This window comes from Caulobacter mirabilis (assembly GCF_002749615.1).
GTDB lineage: Bacteria > Pseudomonadota > Alphaproteobacteria > Caulobacterales > Caulobacteraceae > Caulobacter > Caulobacter mirabilis.
This window is the reverse complement of record NZ_CP024201.1, coordinates 2,558,723-2,580,508: the sequence shown is the minus strand read 5'-3', so window position 1 is coordinate 2,580,508 and position 21,786 is coordinate 2,558,723. Positions and strand designations below refer to the sequence as shown.

27 protein-coding genes are annotated in these 21,786 nt (G+C 68.7%); 17 read left to right on the top strand and 10 right to left on the bottom strand.

The window, feature by feature from the left end; translation table 11 throughout:
- The first annotated feature begins 10 nt into the window (after window positions 1-10).
- A complete protein-coding gene (locus CSW64_RS12540) occupies window positions 11-553 on the top strand; it encodes a DOMON-like domain-containing protein (RefSeq protein ID WP_099622434.1) in 543 nt (180 codons plus the stop codon).
- On the top strand, window positions 550-1,752 hold the full coding sequence (locus CSW64_RS12535; protein ID WP_099622433.1) for an exo-beta-N-acetylmuramidase NamZ family protein: 1,203 nt from the start codon (window positions 550-552) through the stop codon (window positions 1,750-1,752). The genes CSW64_RS12540 and CSW64_RS12535 overlap by 4 nt, the downstream gene beginning before the upstream one ends.
- Window positions 1,753-1,910: 158 nt before the next feature.
- Here CSW64_RS12535 and CSW64_RS12530 read toward each other — a convergent pair whose 3' ends face one another.
- The 3 genes from CSW64_RS12530 to CSW64_RS12520 are packed head-to-tail and all read right to left on the bottom strand — an operon-like array spanning window position 1,911 to window position 3,395.
- Window positions 1,911-2,180: a hypothetical protein gene (locus CSW64_RS12530; RefSeq protein WP_099622432.1), complete on the bottom strand. Its 270-nt coding sequence runs from the start codon at window positions 2,178-2,180 to the stop codon at window positions 1,911-1,913.
- A complete protein-coding gene (ppa, locus tag CSW64_RS12525) occupies window positions 2,177-2,716 on the bottom strand; it encodes an inorganic diphosphatase (RefSeq protein WP_099622431.1) in 540 nt (179 codons plus the stop codon). Before ppa ends, CSW64_RS12530 begins: the two co-directional genes overlap by 4 nt.
- Before the next feature lie 28 nt (window positions 2,717-2,744).
- Window positions 2,745-3,395, bottom strand: coding sequence for an alpha/beta hydrolase (locus CSW64_RS12520; protein ID WP_099622430.1), 651 nt, complete (start codon window positions 3,393-3,395; stop codon window positions 2,745-2,747).
- A 154-nt stretch (window positions 3,396-3,549) separates the two neighbouring features.
- Here CSW64_RS12520 and CSW64_RS12515 point away from each other — a divergent pair, with 154 nt between their 5' ends.
- From CSW64_RS12515 to CSW64_RS12470, 10 genes are all read left to right on the top strand, one after another.
- Window positions 3,550-4,002 (top strand): Rrf2 family transcriptional regulator, encoded by a 453-nt coding sequence (locus CSW64_RS12515; protein ID WP_099622429.1) that lies wholly within the window; start codon window positions 3,550-3,552, stop codon window positions 4,000-4,002.
- Window positions 3,999-5,123, top strand: coding sequence for a cysteine desulfurase family protein (locus CSW64_RS12510; protein ID WP_099622428.1), 1,125 nt, complete (start codon window positions 3,999-4,001; stop codon window positions 5,121-5,123). Before CSW64_RS12515 ends, CSW64_RS12510 begins: the two co-directional genes overlap by 4 nt.
- Window positions 5,123-6,592, top strand: a complete 1,470-nt coding sequence (gene sufB / locus CSW64_RS12505; RefSeq protein WP_099622427.1) for a Fe-S cluster assembly protein SufB — start codon at window positions 5,123-5,125, stop codon at window positions 6,590-6,592. Before CSW64_RS12510 ends, sufB begins: the two co-directional genes overlap by 1 nt.
- Window positions 6,592-6,963 carry a VOC family protein gene (locus CSW64_RS12500; RefSeq protein WP_099622426.1) on the top strand — a complete coding sequence of 124 codons (372 nt, stop codon included), beginning with the start codon at window positions 6,592-6,594 and terminating at the stop codon, window positions 6,961-6,963. Before sufB ends, CSW64_RS12500 begins: the two co-directional genes overlap by 1 nt.
- 130 nt (window positions 6,964-7,093) lie before the next feature.
- Complete coding sequence (sufC, locus tag CSW64_RS12495; RefSeq protein WP_099624228.1) at window positions 7,094-7,843, top strand: Fe-S cluster assembly ATPase SufC; 750 nt, start codon at window positions 7,094-7,096, stop codon at window positions 7,841-7,843.
- Window positions 7,840-8,871 (top strand): Fe-S cluster assembly protein SufD, encoded by a 1,032-nt coding sequence (sufD, locus tag CSW64_RS12490; protein ID WP_099622425.1) that lies wholly within the window; start codon window positions 7,840-7,842, stop codon window positions 8,869-8,871. The genes sufC and sufD overlap by 4 nt, the downstream gene beginning before the upstream one ends.
- The gene (locus CSW64_RS12485) at window positions 8,871-10,085 is read left to right on the top strand and encodes an aminotransferase class V-fold PLP-dependent enzyme (protein WP_099622424.1); all 1,215 of its coding nucleotides are present in this window, start codon (window positions 8,871-8,873) and stop codon (window positions 10,083-10,085) included. Before sufD ends, CSW64_RS12485 begins: the two co-directional genes overlap by 1 nt.
- A 7-nt stretch (window positions 10,086-10,092) precedes the next feature.
- Entirely contained in the window at window positions 10,093-10,452 is a 360-nt protein-coding gene (locus CSW64_RS12480; RefSeq protein ID WP_099622423.1) for an SUF system Fe-S cluster assembly protein, read from the top strand.
- 139 nt (window positions 10,453-10,591) lie between these two features.
- Window positions 10,592-11,008, top strand: coding sequence for a HesB/IscA family protein (locus tag CSW64_RS12475; protein ID WP_425430342.1), 417 nt, complete (start codon window positions 10,592-10,594; stop codon window positions 11,006-11,008).
- 150 nt (window positions 11,009-11,158) lie between these two features.
- Window positions 11,159-11,500: an endonuclease domain-containing protein gene (locus tag CSW64_RS12470; protein ID WP_099622422.1), complete on the top strand. Its 342-nt coding sequence runs from the start codon at window positions 11,159-11,161 to the stop codon at window positions 11,498-11,500.
- Here CSW64_RS12470 and CSW64_RS12465 read toward each other — a convergent pair.
- The gene (locus CSW64_RS12465; RefSeq protein ID WP_099622421.1) at window positions 11,497-12,276 is read right to left on the bottom strand and encodes a lysophospholipid acyltransferase family protein; all 780 of its coding nucleotides are present in this window, start codon (window positions 12,274-12,276) and stop codon (window positions 11,497-11,499) included. The two genes, CSW64_RS12470 and CSW64_RS12465, sit on opposite strands and share 4 nt — an antisense overlap.
- Before the next feature lie 72 nt (window positions 12,277-12,348).
- On the bottom strand, window positions 12,349-12,909 hold the full coding sequence (locus tag CSW64_RS12460) for a TetR/AcrR family transcriptional regulator (RefSeq protein ID WP_099622420.1): 561 nt from the start codon (window positions 12,907-12,909) through the stop codon (window positions 12,349-12,351).
- Between the two features lie 78 nt (window positions 12,910-12,987).
- On the opposite strand from CSW64_RS12460, the gene CSW64_RS12455 reads away from it, so the two are divergent.
- The gene (locus tag CSW64_RS12455; RefSeq protein WP_099622419.1) at window positions 12,988-13,383 is read left to right on the top strand and encodes a TfoX/Sxy family protein; all 396 of its coding nucleotides are present in this window, start codon (window positions 12,988-12,990) and stop codon (window positions 13,381-13,383) included.
- 115 nt (window positions 13,384-13,498) lie between these two features.
- Here the strand turns inward: CSW64_RS12455 and CSW64_RS12450 are convergent, their stop codons facing one another.
- From CSW64_RS12450 to CSW64_RS12440, 3 genes are all read right to left on the bottom strand, one after another.
- Window positions 13,499-14,302 carry an enoyl-CoA hydratase/isomerase gene (locus CSW64_RS12450; protein ID WP_099622418.1) on the bottom strand — a complete coding sequence of 268 codons (804 nt, stop codon included), beginning with the start codon at window positions 14,300-14,302 and terminating at the stop codon, window positions 13,499-13,501.
- Window positions 14,303-14,375: 73 nt separating this feature from the next.
- Window positions 14,376-15,518: an MFS transporter gene (locus tag CSW64_RS12445; protein ID WP_099622417.1), complete on the bottom strand. Its 1,143-nt coding sequence runs from the start codon at window positions 15,516-15,518 to the stop codon at window positions 14,376-14,378.
- 259 nt (window positions 15,519-15,777) lie between these two features.
- Complete coding sequence (locus CSW64_RS12440) at window positions 15,778-16,833, bottom strand: GGDEF domain-containing protein (RefSeq protein WP_099622416.1); 1,056 nt, start codon at window positions 16,831-16,833, stop codon at window positions 15,778-15,780.
- Window positions 16,834-17,028: 195 nt separating this feature from the next.
- On the opposite strand from CSW64_RS12440, the gene CSW64_RS12435 reads away from it, so the two are divergent.
- Window positions 17,029-18,486, top strand: coding sequence for a coniferyl aldehyde dehydrogenase (locus tag CSW64_RS12435; protein WP_099622415.1), 1,458 nt, complete (start codon window positions 17,029-17,031; stop codon window positions 18,484-18,486).
- Window positions 18,487-18,610: 124 nt separating this feature from the next.
- Window positions 18,611-18,958 (top strand): hypothetical protein, encoded by a 348-nt coding sequence (locus CSW64_RS12430; RefSeq protein WP_099622414.1) that lies wholly within the window; start codon window positions 18,611-18,613, stop codon window positions 18,956-18,958.
- Window positions 18,959-19,030: 72 nt separating this feature from the next.
- Here the strand turns inward: CSW64_RS12430 and CSW64_RS12425 are convergent, their stop codons facing one another.
- Window positions 19,031-19,408: a VOC family protein gene (locus CSW64_RS12425; protein WP_099622413.1), complete on the bottom strand. Its 378-nt coding sequence runs from the start codon at window positions 19,406-19,408 to the stop codon at window positions 19,031-19,033.
- A 55-nt stretch (window positions 19,409-19,463) separates the two neighbouring features.
- On the bottom strand, window positions 19,464-20,039 hold the full coding sequence (locus CSW64_RS12420; RefSeq protein ID WP_216361171.1) for a TetR/AcrR family transcriptional regulator: 576 nt from the start codon (window positions 20,037-20,039) through the stop codon (window positions 19,464-19,466).
- A gap of 108 nt (window positions 20,040-20,147) precedes the next feature.
- Here CSW64_RS12420 and CSW64_RS12415 point away from each other — a divergent pair, with 108 nt between their 5' ends.
- The gene (locus CSW64_RS12415; protein ID WP_099622411.1) at window positions 20,148-20,795 is read left to right on the top strand and encodes a GNAT family N-acetyltransferase; all 648 of its coding nucleotides are present in this window, start codon (window positions 20,148-20,150) and stop codon (window positions 20,793-20,795) included.
- Window positions 20,792-21,781 (top strand): Rossmann-fold NAD(P)-binding domain-containing protein, encoded by a 990-nt coding sequence (locus tag CSW64_RS12410; RefSeq protein WP_216361170.1) that lies wholly within the window; start codon window positions 20,792-20,794, stop codon window positions 21,779-21,781. The genes CSW64_RS12415 and CSW64_RS12410 overlap by 4 nt, the downstream gene beginning before the upstream one ends.
- Window positions 21,782-21,786 lie beyond the last annotated feature (5 nt).

Below are 21,786 nucleotides of genomic sequence, written 5' to 3'. Positions count from 1 at the left end.
TCGAAGGGGCATGACTCTGGCCCTGACGCCACACCCCCTGACGCCCTGCGAGGCGGTCGAGACGATCGCGGTCAACCTGGCCCGGTCCGCGCCGGCCGGCCTGGCCCTGCGCTTCGTCGTGACCGGCGACATCGCCGGATTGCGCCTGCCGCGCCCGGTCGAGCGAGGCCGCGCCGACGAGCTCTGGCGGACCACCTGTTTCGAGGCCTTCCTGAGGAAGGAAGAGGGGGCGGGGTACTATGAGTTCAACCTGTCGCCCTCGAACCGCTGGGCGGCCTACGGCTTCGACGGTTATCGGGACGGCATGACCGCGCCGGACGGCGTGGCGGTGACTCACATGACCCAGCGGACGGACGGCCGGCTCTATGAGATGGTCGCCACCATGGATCTCGCCGGCCTGTCCGACCTGTCCGCGGGCGACTGGCGGCTCGGCCTCTCGGCGGTCATCGAAGAGGCCGACGGCCGCAAGTCCTACTGGGCGCTGGCCCATGCGCCGGACAAGCCCGACTTCCACCATCCCGCCGCCTTCGCGTACGATCTGGAGCCCGCATGAAGTTCGGCATCGACCGCCTGATCTCCGACCCGGCCCTCCGCGCGCAGCTGAAGGGCAAGCGGGTCGCCGTGCTGGGCCACCCGGCCTCGGTGACGGCCGACCTGACCCATACGCTGGACGCCCTGGCGGCCTGCCCGGAGATCAAGCTCTCCGCCGCCTTCGGGCCGCAGCACGGCATGCGCGGGGACCTGCAGGACAACATGATGGAGTCGCCGGACTTCACCGATCCGGTGCACGGCATTCCCGTCTTCAGCCTCTATGGCGAGGTGCGTCGCCCCAGCGGCCAGTCGATGGGGACCTTCGACGTCATCCTCGTCGACCTGCAGGACCTGGGTTGTCGCATCTACACCTTCATCACCACGCTGCTGTACGTGCTGGAAGCCGCGGCCGAGCACGGCAAGGAGGTCTGGGTGCTGGACCGGCCCAACCCCGCCGGACGGCCGATCGAGGGACTGACCCTGCGCCCGGGCTGGGAGAGTTTCGTCGGCGCTGGCCCGATCCCGATGCGTCACGGCCTGACCCTGGGCGAGCTGGGCCGCTGGTTCATCGCTCGCTACAGGCTCGACGTCGCCTACAAGGTGGTCGAGATGGAGGGTTACGACCCGGCCGCCGGGCCAGGCTACGGCTGGCCGCTGGGCCAGCGGGCCTGGATCAACCCGAGCCCCAATGCGCCGAACCTCTGGATGGCCCGGGCCTACGCCGGCACGGTCATGCTGGAGGGGACGACCCTCAGCGAGGGGCGCGGCACGACCCGGCCGCTGGAGTTGTTCGGCGCGCCGGACATCGCCGCCCGCGACGTCATCGCCAAGATGTACGCCCTGGCGCCGCAGTGGCTGAAAGGCTGCCGCCTGCGCGAGGTCGCCTTCGAGCCGACCTTCCACAAGCACGCCAAGACGCTGAGCAGCGGGGTGCAGATCCACACCGAGGACCCGAGCTACGATCACGAGGCCTTCAAGCCCTGGCGGCTGCAGGCGCTGGCCTTCAAGGCGATCCGGGCGCTGTACCCGGACTACGACCTGTGGCGCGACTTCCCGTACGAGTACGTGTTCGACAAGCTGGCCATCGACGTCATCAACGGCGGGCCCGGCCTGCGCGAGTGGGTCGACGACAGCGAGGCGGCGCCGGGGGACCTCGACGCCATCACCACGCCCGACGAAGCGGCCTGGGCGCAAGAGCGGGCGCCGTACCTGATCTACTGAGCGCCCTCCAAACACCCGTCATCCTCGCGCTCGTCGTGAGGACCCATGCGTGATGAGCAATATGAAAAGGGCGCGGAACGATCCGCGCCCTTCTTGCTGTTCGCCGTGTTCCTGGGTCCTCGCGACAAGCGCGAGGATGACGGCGCCGGGAAGCGTCCCTACTGGAACCGCCGTTCCTTCTCCGCCCGATCGGTCTTGGCGCCCATGACCAGGGACGGCCCCCACATCATGCCGTAGCCCAGGGCCATGCCGAAGACGCCCAGGATGACGAACCGCGCCGGCCAGCGAGCGTAGAAGCCGTCCCAGCGGTCGAGCGGACGGCGGGCCAGCCGGGCGATCCCGCGGACCAGCCAGGCGAGCACGGTCATGATCAGCAGGGCGACCCCCGCGACCGTCAGCAGCAGCCCGCCCAGCTGGACGAGGTTCATTCCGCCTTCGCCGCCTTGGCGCGGGCGATGCCGGCCTCGATCATCTTGCGGGCTTCCTCGGCGTCGCCCCAGCGGACGATCTTCACCCACTTGCCGGGCTCGAGGTCCTTGTAGTGGGCGAAGAAGTGCTCGATCTGCTCCAGGGTGATCTTGGGCAGGTCGGTGTAGTTGTTCACGCTGTCGTAGCGCTTGGTCAGCTTGCTGGTCGGGACGGCGAGCAGCTTCTCGTCGCCGCCGGCCTCGTCTTCCATGATCAGCACGCCGACGATGCGGCAGGCCATGACCGCGCCCGGCACGATGGCGCGGGTGTTGGCGACGATGACGTCGCAGGGGTCGCCATCGTCCGACAGGGTGTGCGGGATGAAGCCGTAGTTCCCGGGGTAGCGCATCGACGTGTACAGGAAGCGGTCGACCATCAGGGCCCCCGACTCCTTGTGCATCTCGTACTTGATCGGCTCGCCGCCGATCGGCACTTCGATCACGACATTGACCTCGTGCGGCGCGTTAGCGCCCACGGGCACGGCTTCCAGACGCATGGTTCGTACTTATCCTTGGATCAGATGATCAGGCCGGTTCGGCTTCCAGACGCTTGTCCAGATAGCCGCCGACGCGCTTCTCGACGTCGGTGAGATGGTCGGACCAGAAGTGGTTGGCGCCGTCGACCAGGTCGTAGTCGATGACGATGCCCTTCTGGGTCCGAAGCTTGCTGACGACCCGCTCCACCTCGACGGGCGGAACGATGGTGTCGGCCGCGCCGTGCAGGATCAGGCCCGAGGCGGGGCAGGGCGCCAGGAAGCTGAAGTCGTACATATTGGTCGGCGGCGACACCGAGATGAAGCCGTCGGTCTCGGGCCGGCGCATCAGCAGCTGCATGCCGATGTAGGCCCCGAAGCTGTAGCCGGCGACCCAGAACTGGGAGGCCTGCGGGTTGGTGGCCTGCAGCCAATCGAGCGCCGTCGCCGCGTCGGCCAGCTCGCCGATGCCCGAATCGAATTCGCCCTGGCTGCGGCCGACGCCGCGGAAATTGAAGCGCAGCACCGAGAAGCCGCGCTGCATGAACAGGTGGTACATCTGCACCGCGACCGGGTTGTTCATATGACCGCCGGCGCGGGGGTGAGGGTGCAGGACCAGGGCGATCGGCGCGTTCTCGCGCTTGCCGGGGGAATAGCGACCTTCGATCCGGCCGGCCGCGCCGGTCAGAACAACCTCGGGCATCGAGGGCTCCCATCTTGCCCAGGCGAGGGTCAGAATACTTGACCACTGCGCTTGGTTTTCCTAAATCCGCCTTGCGCGGTCCGGCCTCGTCGGCGGCCGCGCGCGAGGCGCGGCTTTAGCACAGGCCGCGCGCCGGATGCCAAGGAATCTCGCCATGCGCCTGTCGACCAAGGGCCGCTACGCCGTTATGGCCATGACCGACCTCGCTTCCCGTCAGGATGCGGACGAAGCCCTGCGGGCCGTTTCGCTGGCCGATATCGCCGCCCGCCAGCAGATTTCGCTGTCCTATCTGGAGCAGCTGTTCGCGCGCCTGCGCCGCCGCGGACTGGTCAAGAGCGTGCGCGGGCCGGGCGGCGGCTACCGCCTGGCGCACGACGCCTGCAAGACCCGGATCTCCGACATCGTCCTGGCCGTCGACGAGCCGCTGCGCGCGACTCGCTGCGGCAAGACCATCGGCAAGGGCTGCATGATCGGCGGCGAGCGCTGCATGACCCACGACCTGTGGGAGGAGATGGGCCGCCAGCTGCACAGCTATCTGGAGTCGGTCTCGCTGGCCGATGTTCTGGCCGGGAAGCTGCGCCCTTCCGCGGAGGCCGCCGCCGCGTGACCGTCTACCTCGACCATAACGCCACCGCGCCGGTCCGCCCCGAGGCGAAGGACGCGGTCGTGCGCGCGCTCGAGGTCGGCGGCAATCCCTCGTCCGTCCACGCCGCCGGCCGCGCCGCCCGCAACCTGATCGAGACCGCCCGGCAGCAGGTCGCGGACCTGGTCGGGGTCAAGGTCGGCTCGGTCACCTTCACCAGCGGCGGCACCGAATCCAACGCCCTGGCCATCGAGAGCGCGGTCGCCGCCGGCTTCGACCGCATCATCCTCGGCGGGACCGAGCACGGGGCCGTGGGCGAGAACGTCCGGGCCGCCAAGGTTCCCGTCGCCCTCTGGCCGGTGAACGCCGAGGGCGTCGCCGATCTGGACTGGCTGAAGGACGAGCTTTCCAAGGGCGGCCGGCCGCTGGTCTGCCTGATGCTGGCCAACAACGAGACGGGCGTCATCCAGCCCGTCGCCGAGGCTTCGGCCCTGGTGCGCGAGGCCGGCGGCTGGCTGCACGTCGACGCCGTCCAGGCCGCCGGCAAGATCGCCATCGACTTCACCGACCTGGGCGCCGACACTCTGGCCCTGGCCGCGCACAAGATCGGCGGGCCGTTCGGCAGCGGGGCCCTGATCGCCGGCACGCGCTCGACCGTCGTTCGCCGTCTGCACGGCGGCGGCCAGGAGCGCGGCCGCCGCGCCGGGGCGGAGAACCTGACCGGCATCGCCGGTTTCGGCGCCGCCGCCGTCGCCGCCGTCCGCGACCTGCCGCATGTCGCCGAGCAGGCTCGCTGGCGCGACGCGATGCAGGCGCGGGTCGAGGAGGCCGGCGTCGTGATCCTGGGCAAGGGCGCGCCGCGCCTGCCGCAGACCCTGGGCTTCGCCGCCGCCGGCTTCGACGCCCAGATGCAGGTCATGGGCATGGATCTGGCGGGCGTGATGATCAGCGCCGGCCCGGCCTGCTCCTCCGGCAAGATGAAGCCCAGCGAGGTGGTGGCGGCCATGGGCCGCGCCGACCTCGCGCCGTTCGCCGTCCGCATCAGCGGCGGCTGGACGACCACTCAAGACGACTGGAGCCGGGCGGGCGACGCCTGGCTCGAACTGTACGCGCGGCATCTCTCGCGCAGGAAGGAAGTGGCCTGATGGCTGCGGTGAAGGAAACCGTCGACGCGGTCGCCGAGCTCGAGAAGTACGAGCACGGCTTCGTCACCGACATCGAGCAGGAGTTCGCGCCCAAGGGCCTGAACCCCGACATCGTGCGCTTCATCTCGGCCAAGAAGGGCGAGCCGGAGTGGATGCTGCAATGGCGGCTGGAGGCGTTCGAGCGCTGGCAGGCCATGGACGAGCCCGACTGGGCCAAGGTCAGCTATCCGAAGATCGACTACCAGGACGCCTACTACTACGCCGCCCCGACCAAGAAGGAGGGGCCAAAGTCCCTCGACGAGGTCGATCCGGAGCTGCTGGAGACCTACGCCAAGCTCGGCATCCCGCTGAAGGAGCAGGAGGTCCTGGCCGGCGTCGCCGGTGCGCCGAAGTACGCCGTCGACGCGGTGTTCGACAGCGTCAGCGTGGTCACCACCTTCAAGAAGGAGCTGGCCCAGGCCGGCGTCATCTTCTGCTCGATGAGCGAGGCGGTGCGCGAGCATCCCGAGCTGGTCCGCAAGTACCTCGGCTCGGTCGTGCCGGTCAGCGACAACTACTTCGCCTGCCTGAACAGCGCCGTCTTCAGCGACGGCAGCTTCGTATATGTGCCGCCCGGCGTGCGCTGCCCGATGGAGCTGTCGACCTATTTCCGCATCAACGCCGCCGAGAGCGGCCAGTTCGAGCGGACCCTGATCATCGCCGACAAGGGCGCCTACGTCTCCTATCTGGAAGGCTGCACGGCCCCGATGCGGGACGAGAACCAGCTGCACGCCGCCGTGGTCGAGCTGGTCATCCTGGAAGACGCCGAGATCAAATACTCGACGGTCCAGAACTGGTACCCGGGCGATCCCAAGACCGGGAAGGGCGGCATCTACAACTTCGTCACCAAGCGCGCCGACTGCCGCGAGGACCGGGCCAAGGTCAGCTGGACCCAGGTCGAGACCGGCTCGGCGATCACCTGGAAGTATCCGTCCTGCGTCCTGCGGGGCGAGGGCAGCTCCGGCGAGTTCTATTCGATCGCGGTGACCAACGGCTTCCAGCAGGCTGACACCGGCACCAAGATGATCCACCTGGGCGCCAACACGAAGTCGCGGATCATCTCCAAAGGGATTTCGGCGGGCAAGTCGTCCAACACCTACCGCGGCCTGGTCTCGGCCCACCCCAAGGCCAAGGGCGCGCGCAACTTCACCCAGTGCGACAGCCTGCTGATCGGCAAGGACTGCGCCGCCCACACCGTGCCCTACATCGAGGCCCGCAACGGCCAGTCGGTGTTCGAGCACGAGGCGACCACGACCCGCCTCTCCGAAGACCAGCTGTTCTATTGCCAGCAGCGCGGCCTGGACGAGGAGGCCGCCGTGGCCCTGCTGGTCAACGGCTTCGTCAAGGACGTCCTCCAGGAGCTCCCGATGGAGTTCGCCGTCGAGGCCCAGAAGCTGGTGGCGATCTCGCTGGAAGGCTCGGTCGGCTAGTGCTCCGCGCCATCGACCATGTCCAGATCGCGATCCCCGTCGGCGGGGAGGAGCGGGCGCGTCCGTTCTATCGCGACCTGCTGGGCCTGGCCGAGGTTCCCAAGCCGGCCGAGATGGCCAAGCGCGGCGGGGCCTGGTTCGAGGCCGGCGCGATCAAGGTGCATCTCGGCGTCGAGCAGGACTTCCGCGCCAACACCAAGGCGCATGTGGCTTTCCAGGTCGACGACGTAGCGGATATCGCCGCGCGCGCCCGGGTTGCCGGCTACGACACGAAATCCGATGACGATCTCGAAGGTTACGAGCGCGTCTTCATCTACGATCCCTTCGGCAATCGCTTGGAGTTTCTCAGGCCCCTGAGAGGTTCCGAATGATCGCCGCCTTCACCCCCAGCGTCATCCTCGCGCTTGTCGCGAGGACCCATGAACACCCCGTCAGCCCGTGTGCATGGGTCGTCGGAACAAGTCCGACGATGACGGAAGATAAGAACTGCAACGAATGACCATGCTTTCGATCAACAACCTCCACGCCACGGTCGCCGACAAGCCGATCATCAACGGCCTGACTCTCGACGTCCCCGCGGGCGAGGTGCACGCCATCATGGGGCCGAACGGGGCCGGCAAGTCGACGCTGAGCTACGTGCTGACCGGCCGCGAGGGCTACGAGGTCGTCGACGGAACCGCGACCCTGGACGGCGAGGACCTGCTGAGCCTGGAGCCCAACGAGCGGGCGGCCAAGGGGCTGTTCCTGTCCTTCCAGTATCCGCTTGAAATCCCGGGCGTTCCGGCCCTGACCTTCATCCGCACCGCGGTCAACGCCCAGCGTAAGGCGCGCGGCCAGGACGAGATCAGCGCGCCGGAGTTCCTCAAGCGCGCCCGCGCCGTGGCGACTTCGCTGAAGATCGACTTCGACATGCTCAAGCGGGCCCTGAACGTCGGCTTCTCGGGCGGCGAGAAGAAGCGCATGGAGATCTTCCAGATGGCCATGCTGGAGCCGCGCTTCCTGATCCTGGACGAGACCGACAGCGGCCTGGACATCGACGCGCTGCGCATCGTGTCCGAAGGCGTCAACGCCATGCGCTCGCCGGACCGCGCCATGCTGGTGATCACCCACTACCAGCGGCTGCTCGACTACATCAAACCCGACCGCGTGCACGTGCTGAGCGCCGGCCGCATCGTCGCCTCGGGCGGGCCCGAACTGGCCCATGAGCTCGAGCGCGACGGCTACGACAAGTACGTGAGGGCCGCCGCGTGAGTCTGGCCAAGGCCATCGAGACCGGCGACCTGACCCAGCTGCCGTCGCGCCGCGACGAGGACTGGCGCTGGACCGACTTGCGCGGGCTGCTGCGCGCGCTGCCGCCGGCCTCGCCGGAAGCGCAAATCGCGCCGGGCGGGCCGTTCGAGGCGGCGGGCGGCGAAGAGCTGTCCGTCGTCAACGGCCGTGTCGCCGGCGCCGCCGGGCTGATCGTCGAGGGTGAGCGGCTGGTCCGCCTGCGCTTCGTCTCGACGGCCCTGGGCAGCCATGCCGCCAAGGTCAAGATCGAGATCAAGCCGGGCGCGTCGCTGCACCTGCTGGAGAGCTACGAGGCCCAGGCCGACGGCGCGGTCGCCAGCGCCGAGGTCGACATCGTACTGGGCGAGGGCGCGCGGCTGGAGCGGGTGGTCCTGGTCCAGGACGGCCCCGAGAGCGTCACCGTCTCCCAGGCCCGCATCTTCCTGGCCGCCGGCGCCGAGATGGGCCAGACGGTCCTGACCAGCGGCGGTCGCCGCCAGCGCATCGAGACCCATGTCGCACATCCCGGGATACACGCCACGATCCGGATGGACGGCGCCTACCTGCTACGAGACCAGCGCCACGCCGACTTGACCACCGTGGTCACCCACGGCGGCCTGGACGGGACGACCTCGCAGCTGACCAAGGGCGTGGTCCACGACCAGGCTCGCGGGGTGTTCCAGGGGCGGATCGTCGTCGAGCACGGCGCCGACAAGACCGACGCCCGCATGGGCCACCACGCGCTGATCCTGTCGGACAAGGCCGAGATCGACGCCAAGCCCGAGCTGCTGATCTTCGCCGACGACGTCCAGTGCGCCCACGGCAACACCATCGGCGCGCTCGACGAGAACGCCCTGTTCTACGCCCGCCAGCGCGGCATTCCGCTGGACGAGGCCAAGGCCCTGCTCACCGCCGCCTTCGTTGGCGAGGTGGTCGACCGCATCGCCTACGAACCGGCCCGCGAGGTCGCCGCCGCCTGGGTCGCCGCGCAGCTGGGGAGGGCCGGGTAGTGGCCTTTGATGCAGAAGCCGTCCGCGCCCAGTTTCCGATCCTGTCGCGCCAGGTGAACGGCCGGCCGCTGGTCTATCTGGACAACGCGGCCAGCGCCCAGAAGCCGCGCGCGGTGATCGAGGCGATCACTCGGACCATGGAGGGCAGCTACGCCAACGTCCATCGCGGTCTGCACACGCTCGCCAACGAAACGACAGAAGCCTATGAAAAAGCCCGCGAAAGCGTCGCCGCCTTCATAGGCTGTTCGCGCGACGAGATCATCTTCACCAAGGGGGGCACCGAGGCGATCAACCTGGTCGCCGCGACCTTCGGCCTGGGGCTGAAGGCCGGCGACGAGATCGTCCTCACCCAGATGGAGCACCACTCCAACATCGTGCCCTGGCACCTGCTGCGCGAGCGCAAGGGCGTGGTGCTGCGCTTCATCCCGGTGCTGGACGACGGCTCGCTGGATCTGGAAGCGGCCCGGAACCTGATCGGCGAGAGGACCAGGCTGGTCGCCTTCACCCACATGTCCAATGTGCTGGGCACGCTGAACCCGGTGAAGGCCCTGACCGAGATGGCCCATGCCGCCGGCGCGGCGGTGCTGGTCGACGGTTGTCAGGGCGCGGTCCACGCCAGGGTCGATGTGAAGGACCTGGACGTCGACTTCTACGTCGCCACCGGCCACAAGCTGTACGGTCCCACTGGGATCGGCATCCTGTACGGCAAGGCCGAGCGGCTGGCCGTCCTGCCGCCCTACCAGGGCGGCGGCGAGATGATCGGCTATGTCCGTGAGGATGAGATCACCTACGCCGAGCCGCCGATGCGGTTCGAGGCCGGCACCCCGCCGATCATCGAGGCGATCGCGCTGGGCGCGGCGGTCGACTGGATCATGAGCCTGGACCGCGACGCGGTGCTGGCCCACGAGCACGCGCTGTACCGGCGGGTCGTCGAACGGCTGGACGGCGCCAACTGGCTGCGGATCCTCGGCACGGCGGAGGGGAAGGGGGCCATCCTCAGCTTCACCGTCGCCGACGCCCACCCGCACGACATCGCCCAGATCCTGGACAAGCAGGGGGTCGCGATCCGCGCCGGAACCCACTGCGCCGAGCCGCTGATGGCCCGTTTCGGCCTGACGGCGAGCAGCCGCGCCTCCTTCGCCCTATATAACACCGAGGCCGAGGCCGACGCGTTCGTGGACGCGCTGGTCAAGGCCCGCAGCTTCTTCGCCTGAGACATCGATGACCGAGATCAGCACCGCGTCCGACAAGCCGTCCGCTCTGAGCCAGAAGGAGCTCGACTCGCTGACCGATCAGCTGGTCGAGAAGCTCAAGACCGTGTTCGACCCGGAGATCCCGGTCGACATCTACGAGCTGGGCCTGATCTACAAGGTCGACGTCTCGGACGAGAAGGACGTGAAGATCGACATGACCCTGACCGCGCCGGGCTGCCCGGTGGCCGGCGAGATGCCGGGCTGGGTCGAGGACGCGGTCATGGAGATCCCGGGCCTGAAGTCCTGCTCGGTCGACCTGGTGTTCGACCCGCCGTGGGACCAGTCGCGCATGAGCGACGAGGCCAAGCTGCAGCTGAACATGTTCTGATGCACACAGTTTCTCCCGTCATCCCGGCGAAGGCCGGGACCCAGTTGCGAGCGCCGGACCTGGGTCAGGCTTCGACAGGCTGTGGTTGGATCTGGGTCCCGGCCTTCGCCGGGATGACCGGGGTTTGATGGGTTTGGTGATGACGATGGAACCGCAGATCAACGCTCCGAGACCCCGCCGCCCGCGGCCCAAGATCGTCACCCTGACCGACGCCGCCGCGACGCGGGTCAAGGAGATCATGGCCCGCAAGGCGGAGCAGGAGCCCGACAAGCCCTACGCCGGCCTGCGCGTGGGCGTGAAGAACAGCGGCTGCGCCGGCCAGGAGTACATCCTCGCCTACGCCGAGGCCGCCGATCCGCTGGACGAGGTGGTCGAGGACAAGGGCGTCACCATCCTGATCGAGCCCAAGGCCGTCCTGTTCCTGGTCGGCACCGAGATCGACTACGAGATCACCCGCCTGTCGTCGAAGTTCGTGTTCCGCAACCCGAACGAGACCGACGCCTGCGGCTGTGGGGAAAGCGTGACGATCGAACCGGCTAAAACCCCTCTCCTTTAGGGAGAGGGAGGGGCCCACGCGAAGCGTGGGAGGGTGAGGTGTTTCGCCCTCGCCAAGTCTGCGCCGTCCCCAACCCCTCATCCTCCCGCTTCGCCTGCGGCTCGCGGGCCCCTCCTTCTCCCTCCGGGAGAAGGGAAGTAGGCTCGATCCATGGATCGTGTGGGGAACGCCAGGCGGCTGCGACAGGAGCAGACCGGTGCGGAGCGAAAGCTCTGGTCGATCCTGCGTGGGTGGAAACTCGACGGTTTCAAGTTCCGCCGGCAGATGCCGATCGACAGGTATTTCGCCGACTTCGCCTGCGTGGAAGCCAAGCTCGTCATCGAGCTGGACGGCGGCCAGCATGCCGAACGGGTCGCGTATGATGCGGCGCGGACCGAGGTCCTGGAAGGTTGCGGCTGGACCGTCCGGCGATTCTGGAACGCGGCCGTGCTCACGGAGACCACGGCCGTCGTCGATGCGATCCTCAGGGAGCTGAGGCTGGCCCGCCCCTAGGCCGCCTCTGCCGCCCGGGCCTCGTTCGGCGTCGGGACCAGGACGCTCGGCCGGACCGGCTCGCTCGTGGCCATGGCGATCAGTTCCTGGCTGCGGGTTTCGACCACGGTCTCCAGGCGGCGCAGGAACTCGTCCTTCTCGAGGCCGGTCGGGATCGGGTCGAGGAACTCGATGGTGGCCGTCCCCGGCGTCTTGATCTTCGAGGTCTGCTCCCAGAACAGGCCGAGGTTCGTCGCCACCGGCACCACCGGCAGGTCGAAGTCCTTGGACATGTAGTAGACGCCGGTGCGGTAGCGGAACCGCTCGCCCGGCCTGGCCAGGTGGCCTTCCGGATAGATCAGGATGCGGCGGCCTTCCTTGGCCACCTGGGCCGCGCTCCGCGACAGGGCCTCGCGGGCTTCCGGGCCGCCGCAGCTGTTGACGATGATCGCCCCGAACTTGCGCAGGATGGCCCCGACCAGCGGGAAGCGCTCCATATGGTCGCCGGTCACGAAGCTGAGGTTCGGCACATTGGCGAACATCACGAAGCCGTCGCCCCAGCTATGGTGCTTGGCGGCGATGATGAAGGCGCCCTCCGGCAGCTTCTCCTGGCCGCGCAGATCGATCTTGATGCCGGCGAAGGTCCGCATCGCCCACAGCATTCGGCGGGTGTAGAGCTTGATCGCCCCGGTCATCAGGCCGCGGCCCGGAAACAGGGCGCAGAGGGCGGCGGTCAGGCCGTAGAAGATCGACAGCACCCAGTAGTAGGCGTTGAACAGTCGATTGCGGAAGGTCATGGCGTTGGAGATTCCTTGTTTGTCGCGCGATCCGGGCGGCGAACCGGCATCCACTTCGCCTGATCGCGCTCGCTAACGGGCGAAGAGAACGGCCTGGACGGCCGCGGTCATGAGCGGGGCGTGGGCGGAAAGGGGGTCGTCCCCGATCCGGCCGTAGGCCTTGTTCTGGGCTGTCTGGGTGATCACGCCGATGGCCATGGCGGCCAGCACGCGGGGGTCGGCCGGCGGCAGCTCGGCGCCGATCATCGCCTGTTTGATCACGTTTTCGGTCACCGTGACCGGATCCTTCCCGTCCTCCTGGTAGTAGGGGATGAAGCGGTGGATCTGGGTCAGGTGGAAGGCGAAGGTCAGCCAGTCCTCGTCGGCGACCAGGCAGTAGGCCTTCACGATGGCGGCGGCCTTGGCCTTGACGCCGGTCGCCTCGGCCGCGCTGGCCTCGATCAGGGTCGAGAGACGGCGGTGGATGGTCATGAACAGGGTGATCGCCAGCTCGTCCTTGGACCGGTAGTGGCGATAGAGGGCGCCTTCCGACACCCCCGCCTGGGCCGCGATGGCCCGGGTCGTGGCGGCGTCGACGCCGTCGCGAACGAAGACTTCCAGGGCGGCGCGCTCGATGCGAGGCTTGGCGGACATGGTCTCGACTCCGGTTGTGAGCAAATGCTCACATATCGGCGTCGGGATGACAAGTGATCATTTGCTCACGGGTGGAGAATGGCGGTCAGCGCCGAGTTCAAGGATCAGGTCCAGGAGGCGTTGGGGGGCCTGGGAATGTTGAAATTCAAGGGAATGTTCGGCGGGGCCAGCGTCTCGGTCGGCGACGTCAACTTCGGCCTGATCTTCGGCGAGACCCTGTATCTGAAGGTCGACGACCTCAACCGCGCGGCCTTCGAGGCGACCGACTCGGAGCCGTTCGTCTACGCCATGAAGAACGGCAAGACCGGACGGCTGCACTACTGGCGGCTGCCGGAGGCGGCCTGGGACGATCCGGACGCGGCCGAGCGCTGGGCCCGGTTGGCGATCGACGCGGCGCTGAGGGCCAAGCAGCCGAAAACGAAGAAGGGCCGGGCGATGCGCGAGGACATCGGGCCCGGCCCTTGGGATGGGTGACCTCAGATCCGTTTTCCCGGCGAAGGCCAGGGCCCCGTCAGGGATTCGGAACCTCAAATGGAACTCGAATATCTGAGCTGGATCTGGATCCCGGCCTTCGCCGGGACGCTCGGAACTACTTGCCCTTGAACGCCGCCACGCGCTTCTGGAGGAAGGCGCTGACGCCCTCGACGAAGTCCTCGGTCTTGCCGGCGAGCTTCTGGGCCTTGCGCTCGGCGGTCAGCTGGCCGCCCCAGTCGTTGTCCAGCCCTTCCCAGATCAGCTTGCGGATCGCGCCCAGCGAGGCCGGGCCGCTGGCCAGCTCCTTGGCCAGCTCCAGAGCGGCGGCCTGCAGCTCGGCGTCGGGGACGACGCGGTTGACCAGGCCCCATTCCAGCGCCTTGGCGGCGCCGATCTTCTCGCCGAGCAGGGCCATCTCCATGGCGCGGGCCCGGCCGACGGCGCGGCTCAGCAGGTAGGTCGAGCCGCCGTCCGGCACCAGGCCGATGCGGCGGAAGGCCTGCAGGAAGTAGGCGCTCTCGCCGGCGATGATCAGGTCGCCGAGCAGGGCGAACGAGCAGCCGACCCCGGCCGCCGCGCCGTTCACCGCGGTGACCAGCGGCACGGGCAGGTCGCGCATCTGGTTGACCAGAGGATTGTAGACCGTTTCCAGGGCGCGGCCGGCGTCCGGCTTGCCGTCGACGTCCGCCTCGCGGCCGGCGGCGCCGCCGCCCGACAGGTTGGCGCCGGAGCAGAAGCCGCGGCCCTCGCCGGTCAGCACCACCGCGCGGGCGGCGATCTTGCCGGCGGCGATGCTGGCGAAGGCGTGGCTCAGCTCGGCGGCCAGGTCCAGGCCGGCGGCGTTCATGGTGGCGGGGTCGTTCAGCGTGACCACGGCTACGCCGTCGGTCAGCTCGACCTTGATCTTCGTGTAGTCCAAGACGCGTCTCCCTGGGTCTTCTTCTTCTCCAGAGGGTAAGCGCGGATAACGCGGCGGAACGCCAGCGGAAAGTTCAGGCCTGAAGACGGCCGTAGTAGCGCAGCAGTTGCGCGACCAGCAGGGCGATGGCGGCGAGGGCGATCAGGATCGGGACCGACAGCGGCAGGCCGGCCGCGACCAACGCCGCCGCGCCGACGCAGCCGACGAAACAGCCGGCGTCCCAGGCCCCTTCGGTGGCGATATGGAAGCGCAGGGTGCAGTTGGAGCCCTTCGACAGATTGTAGACCGGCGTCATCATCACCGGCGTGACCAGGGCGACCATCAGCGCGCCGCCGGCGTTGGCCAGCACCGCCAGCCAGGGCGTCCCCACGCCCAGGGCGCGCAGGACGATGATGACGGCCGCGGCCGCGTAGGCGATGACGACGGCGCGCCGGCCGCGCCCGGTGTCGATGCGCCGGCCCAGGAACAGGGCGCCGGCGGCTCCGGCGATCGCCGCGACCGCCGCCGCCCCGCCGAACGCGGCGTAGCTCTCGCCGAGGGTCAGGAAGAGGGCGATCAGCCAGACGAAGTGGTAGCCGGCCGCGAACAGCCCGTCGCCGAACATCAGGCCCAGACCAAGCCTGGGCATGCGGTAGCCCTCGGGCGGCGTGCGGGCGACCGGTACGTTCGGCGCGCCGATCAGCGGGACGATGGCCAGGGCCTGGACCAGCCCGACCAGCAGGAAGGCGATCTTCGGCCCGCCGGCGGTCAGCGCCCAGGCTCCGGCCAGCGGCGCGACGACGCCGACCCCCGCGACCATCGCCTCGCGCAGGCCGACCTGACCGCCGCGCTGGGCCGGATCTCCCAAGGCGGCGAAATAGGCGTGGAAGCTCAGCCAGTAGAGCAGATAGCCGATCGAGCTGACGGCGCTGAGCAGGATCAGGATCGGGCCGGGGCCGCCCAGGTAGGCGAACAGGGCGTAGTAGGCCGCCGTGGCCAGGGTGCCGGCGATGAGTAGGGGCTTGATGCCGGTGCGCTTGGCCAGCGGCAGCACCATCGGGCGCAGCACGAAGCGACCGGCGACGATGCCGGCCTGGAACAGCAGGGCGACCGGGACGGAGACGCCCGCCTTGAGCAGGACGGCCAGCAGGAAGACGCCGCCGGCCGCCTGGGCGAAGGCCTGGATCGCGTAGTGCAGGTTGACGCGGCTCAGCGCGGTCGGGGTCTGAAGCGACATGGTCGGCCGAGGGGCGGCGGGGAGGTCAGAGCTGGTGTGGCAGCGCTCGCCTCAGCGCTCAATAGCCGAAGGTTTGCCATGCCTCTTCATCCGTTCATCCCGGCGAAGGCCGGGATCCAGGCCATGGGTCTGCGCGCCGGTGCGAAATCACCTGTCGCCGAGGTTGAGGCTGGGTCCCGGCCTTCGCCGGGACGATCGGTATGGAGGGTTTGGAAGCGATCGTCCCGCAAGCATTCGGGGTAGGCGGGAAGGGGCGGCCTCAGGCCGCCTTGGCCGGTTTCTCGGCGTTGGTCACGCGGTTGCGGCCCGTGCGCTTGGAGGCGTAGAGCGCCTTGTCGGCCCGCTCCATGACACAGCTGCCGGTCTCGCCCTCCTGGCGCGTGGCCAGGCCGGCGGAGACGGTGACCGTGCCCAGGTCTTCGTTGGTCGAGCGACGCTTGAGCATGCGCGAGGCCACTTCCTCGCGGATTTCCTCGAGGCAGGCCTCGACCAGCGCGGCGTCCTCGCCTGGGAAGATCATCGCGAACTCCTCGCCGCCGTAGCGGGCGGAGAAGCGTGGCGTGGCGCCGCGGCTGCCGATGACGCTGGCGACGTAGCGGATCACCTGGTCGCCGGTCTGGTGGCCCCAGGTGTCGTTGAAGCTCTTGAAATGGTCGATATCGAGCACGGCCAGCGTCAGGATCGAGCCGTTCTCGTCGGCCTCGGCGCAGGCGCGGGCCAGTTCCTCGTCGAAGGCCTTGCGGTTGGCCAGGTTGGTCAGGCCGTCGGTGGTGGCGTCGCGGCGGACCTGCTCCAGGTGTTCGCGCAGGCGTTGGACCTCGCCGGTCGACTCCGCCAGCTTCTTCTCGAGAGACTTGTTCTCGCGCTGGACCCGGCGGGTCGCGGTCGACAGGGAGTCGACCATCGCCTTGATCTGCGCGGTGTCCTTGGCGTCGGCCAGGCCCTTGCTGGCGCCGGCCAGGGTCTGGCCGTAGGTCTCGTGCGACTTCTGCGCCTGGACGATGGCGCGGGAAACGGCCGCCAGCTCCTTGGACAGCTGGTCGCCGGCGTCGCGGATCTGTTCGTTCAGGCGCGCCTTCGCCAGGTAGACGGCGGCCAGTTCCTCGCTGACCGTTTCGGTCAGCGGCTCGCCGATCGACAGCAGGCGATTGAGTTCCCGGGCAAGCGGGCCTTCCGGATCGGCGACGTAGTGCGACCACAGCTCGAAGTTCAGCGGCGTCGGCCAAACGGCGTGCCGCTCCATGATTTCGAGCGTCCTGTGAGCGACCTTGTAGGCGTCGGGACCGCGCAGCGTGGTTTCTACGTTGCCGGACATCGTTAAGTTCCCCCGTAGTCACGCGCCTCTTCTGAAGCACGTGGGCAGTAGATGGCGGGCAACCTAGGCCGGAAGGTCCGAACGAGCGGTTAAAAGCGGTAACGCCGTTCGCTTGCGGCGAGGCGCGACAGGGGTCATTCTGATCGCCGATCACTTGAACCGGGAGCGAGCCCGGTCGCCTGGAGGAAGACCAAGATGAACGCTCCCGCCAACCTCGGGGCCGAAGGCCACAAGGCCGCCATGCTGGCGGTGCTCGAGCGCCAGAAGGCCGCGCATCTGCGGGACGGCGCCCCGACCGCCGAGCAGCGCATCGAGCGGCTGGATCGCTGCATCGGCCTGCTGGTCGACCACGCCAAGGACATCCAGGAGGCGCTCAACGAGGACTTCGGCAACCGCTCCAAGGACGCCACCCTGTTGACCGACGTCAGCGGTTCGATCGGCCCGCTGAAGCACGCCAAGGAAAACGTCCGCAAGTGGATGAAGGGCGAGAAGCGCAAGACCACGCCGGCGATCCTGGGCCTGTTCGGCGCCAAGGCCGAGGTCGTCTACCAGCCCAAGGGCGTGGTCGGCGTGATCAGTCCCTGGAACTTCCCGGTGAACCTGACCTTCGCGCCGCTGGCCGGCATCCTGGCGGCGGGCAACCGCGCCATGATCAAGCCGTCGGAGTTCACGCCGGCCACCTCCGAGCTGATGAAGACCATGTTCGGCAAGGTGTTCAGCGAGGAAGAGATCGCGGTCCTAACGGGCGGGCCGGAGGTCGGCCAGGCCTTCTCCGAGCTGCCGTTCGACCACATGATCTTCACCGGCGCGACCTCGATCGCCCGCCACGTCATGCGGGCGGCGGCCGAGAACCTGGTGCCGCTGACGCTGGAGCTGGGCGGCAAGAGTCCGGTGATCCTGTCCAAGTCGGCGGACGTCTCGCTGGCCGCGGCGCGGATCATGAACGGCAAGACGCTGAACGCCGGCCAGATCTGCCTGGCGCCCGACTACGTCCTGGCGCCGGAGGAGAGCGTCGGCGAGTTCGTGAAGGAGGCCCAGGGCGCGGTGACGCGGATGTTCCCGACCCTCAAGGACAATCCCGACTACACCGCCGTGGTCGCCCAGCGGCACTACGATCGGATCAAGGGCTACATCGACGACGCCCGGGCCAAGGGCGCGCAGATCGTCGAGATCAACCCGGCGGGCGAGGACTTCAGCCAGCAGGAGCATCGCAAGATCCCGCCGACCCTGATCCTGAACCCGTCGGACGACATGAAGGTCATGCAGGAGGAGATCTTCGGCCCGGTCCTGCCGGTGAAGACCTACAAGCAGGTCGACGAGGCGGTGAACTACATCAACGCCAACGAACGGCCGCTGGGCCTCTACTGGTTCGGGACCGACGAGGCGGAGAAGGCCAAGGTGCTGGAGCGCACGACCAGCGGCGGGGTCACGGTCAACGACGTGGTCATGCACGTCGCCCAGGAGGACTTGCCGTTCGGCGGCGTCGGCCCGTCCGGCATGGGCAGCTACCACGGCCATGACGGCTTCAAGGAGTTCAGTCACAAGAAGGCGATCTTCACCCAGCTGAAGAAGGACATCGCGCCGCTCAAGCAGATGCGGCCGCCGTATGGCCCGGGCATTCGCAAGTATCTCGCCGGCACGCTGACCCGGTAAATCGGACGCCGAAGCTGAGCCGTTCATCGACGCGTCAGCTTCGGCGCCGTATTGAAGCCCTCATGGCGAAGCAGGATGTTTCGCCTCCCGGGGCTTTCCGGCCCCGCTGCGACTGGAGAGTATCATGCGTAAGGTTGCCTTCGTGGCCGCTCTGGCCTCGCTGACCGCCGTCACGGCGGCCCAGGCCCGGGTCGATTTCCGGGTCCAGGCTCGCTGTATCGCCGCCTATGAAGTGGCCGCCAGCCAGCTCGAGTCCGATTCGGCCAACGCCGGCGCCAAGAAGCGCATCGCCAAGCTGGACGCCGCGCGCGAGCGCACCTCGCTGGCCCTGGCCACCCGCACCGACCTGTCGCCGGCCGACAGCCGCGCCAGCCAGCAGGAACGCAAGGCCGAGGAGGCTCGCCTCGACAAGCTGGCCCCGGCCGCGGTCCAGGCCGCCGCCGACAACTGCGACAGCCAGCTCGGGCTCTAGAGCCGACCTGAAATTGAGAAAGGGCGCGGTGGAAGCCGCGCCCTTTCGTTTGTCCGCTGGGTCAGCGGGCGATCAGTGCATGGTGTCGGCGACGATCTCGAGCTTGTTGCCGTCTGGATCGAGCACCACCGCGCCGTAGTAGTCGGGCGCGACGTCCGGGTGCAGGCCGGCGGCCCGGATCGTGGTCGCGCCGTGGGCGAGGGCGGCCGCATAGGCGGCGTCGACCGCCGCGCGGCTGTCGGCCGAGAAGGCGATGTGGGTTCCCAGGCCGTGAACCTGGTCGCCGGTCACCGGATAGAGGAAGAACTGTCGGCTGGTTCCGCCGGGCCCGTAGGCCAGCTCCGCCTCCGCGGCCCAGGCGTTGGCGCTGCCCAGCGGCGCGAAGAAGGCGTCGTAGAAGCGGCGCGCGGCGGCCAGGTCGCGGACGCCTACGGACAGGTGATCGAACATGGGGAAACCCTCCGACTGAAGCTGACTCTCAGTTGGGAACGCCGTTCGTCCGGCGCTAGTCCCTCAGCGCGCCCAGCATGATCCGCGAGAGGGCGTCGACGGCTTCGTCGCGGCTCATGCGTTCGGCGGCGGCGGCTTCCGACAAGCCGTCGGCGGCGGCGATCAGGCCCAGAAGAAGCGGACGGGACACTGCGGCCGGATCCAAGACGAATCGGGCCAGCGCCGCCTGGTAGAGGTCGACGTAGCCCTCGCGCAGGGTCTGGCGGACGTCGCTCATCTCCTCGCTGGCCGACAAAGCCGCGGCGATCGCGCCGTACTCGGGTCCGGCTTGTAGAACGCAGTCGACATAGGCCGCCGCGACGATGGCGACCGCGTCGTCGAGCGTCCTGGCGGTCTCGGCCAGGGCGGCGTGCACGGCCTCCGACTGCTGCTCGTCGAAGTGCCGATAGAGGGCGATCAGCAGTCCGGCTCGGGTTCCGAAGTGTTCGTAGGCGATCGGTTTGGTCACCCCGGCCTGTTCGGCCAGGCGCGCCAGGGTGAGGGCGTCGGTGCCCTCGGTGCGGATGACGGTCGCCGCGGTTTCCAGAAGCTGTCGCCGCCGTTCCTCGCGCGGCATTCGCCTGTTCGACATGTGCGCTCCCTTCTGGCTGCGACCGCCGCTTGACAGCCAGCGCGTCCGACATAAGTTACGATAAGTAAGTTACCAATCGTAATAACAACACATCTAACGGAGGGAACGATGACCGCCAAGCTCAATCCACCCGCGACGCCGACCACGGAACAGGCCGAACACATCGCCGCCCTGATACCCGATCTGATCCGCGCCACCGGACCGGTCAGCTACGGCTACCAGTTCGGCCCCGGGGATCTGCTGGATCGGATGGTGGGAGCGTCCTGGCCGACAGCGGACACCTTGTTCTGCGCCGCCTGCACTACGGCGATGTTCGACGGCGACGACCTGCTTGGCATCGAGCTGGGGTTCGCCGGCCCGAACTTCTATGCCTTCAAGGCCAACCTGGCGGGCCTCGCGTCGGACCTGCTGGCCCGCGGGGTCGCGACCCATGAGGAACTGGCGGGGCTGCTTGAGCGGGCCGAGGAGGCCAGCTATCTCAACGCCCACGTTCCCGACGACGTCTACTATCTTCACGCGCTGTCGGCCCCGCCGGCCCATCGCGGCAAGGGCGCCGGCCGGGCGCTGCTCGAGGCGGCGATCGGACGGGCGAGGGCGGCGGGCTATCGCGAGCTGCAGCTCGACGTCCTGGCCGACAATCCGGCGGTCGGCTTCTACCAGGCGATGGGGCTGCGCATCCTGAGCGAGACCCGATCGCCGAGGTTGACGCGGGATCACGGTTTTCCCAGCGAATACCGCATGGCGGCAGCCCTGTGAGCGCGCGGATCCTCATCGCCGGCGGCTACGGCCTGGTCGGGGGCATGATCGCCCGCCATCTGCGCGCGGCGGGGCATGACCTGGACCTGATCCTCGCCGGCCGCCATCCGGAAAGCGGCGAAGCGCTGGCCGGGGAGCTGCGCGCACGTACGGCTCGCCTAGACGTCGCCGATCCTGTCGCCGACCTGGCCGCCGTGGGGCCGGTCGACCTGGTCATCGCCGCCTTGCATGACCCGGGCGATCATCTGCAGACGGCGGCGCTGCTGACCGGGGCCGGTCACATCAGCATCGTCGGGACGGCGGACAGCCTGATGGCGCCGCGGGCGATGACCGCTGCGATCCTATCGCGCCGCCCGGCGCTGATGCTCGGCCACTGGCTGGCGGGCGCCCTGACCTTCGCCGCCATGGCGGCCGCGAAGGGGTTCACGCGCGTGGACCGGATCGAACTGGCGTCGCTGTACGACTATGCCGACCCGATCGGGCCGATGACCGCCGGCGACGCCGAGGGTTTCGTCGGGCGGGCGCTGATCCGCAGGGACGGAGTCTGGGCGACGGTCGAGGCGGCTGAAAACGGCCGGTCGGTGACGCGTGGCGGCGGGGACCCTTTCGACGCCCTGCCGATGGGCGTGCTCGACACGCCGGGTTTGGCCGCCGTGACCGGCGCGCGCGACGTGCGCTTCGATCTGGGCAGCGGGACTTCCATCGGAACGGCGGCGGGCGGTCCAGCCTCGCATGATCTGTACATCGACCTGACCGGCCTGGCCGCGACCGGCGAGACGACGAGCCAGCGGACGCTGGTGAGCGATCCCAAGGGGCAGGCGCATCTGACCGGGCTGGGCGTGCTGATCGGCGTCGAACGGCTGCTGGGCCTGGACGGCGATCCGCCGCCGGCGGGCGGGCTGCTGTTTCCGGAACAGATCATCGATCCCGGCCGCGCCGTCGCTCGGATGCGGTCGTTCGGCGTCCGGATCGAGGCGGCGGCGTGAACGCG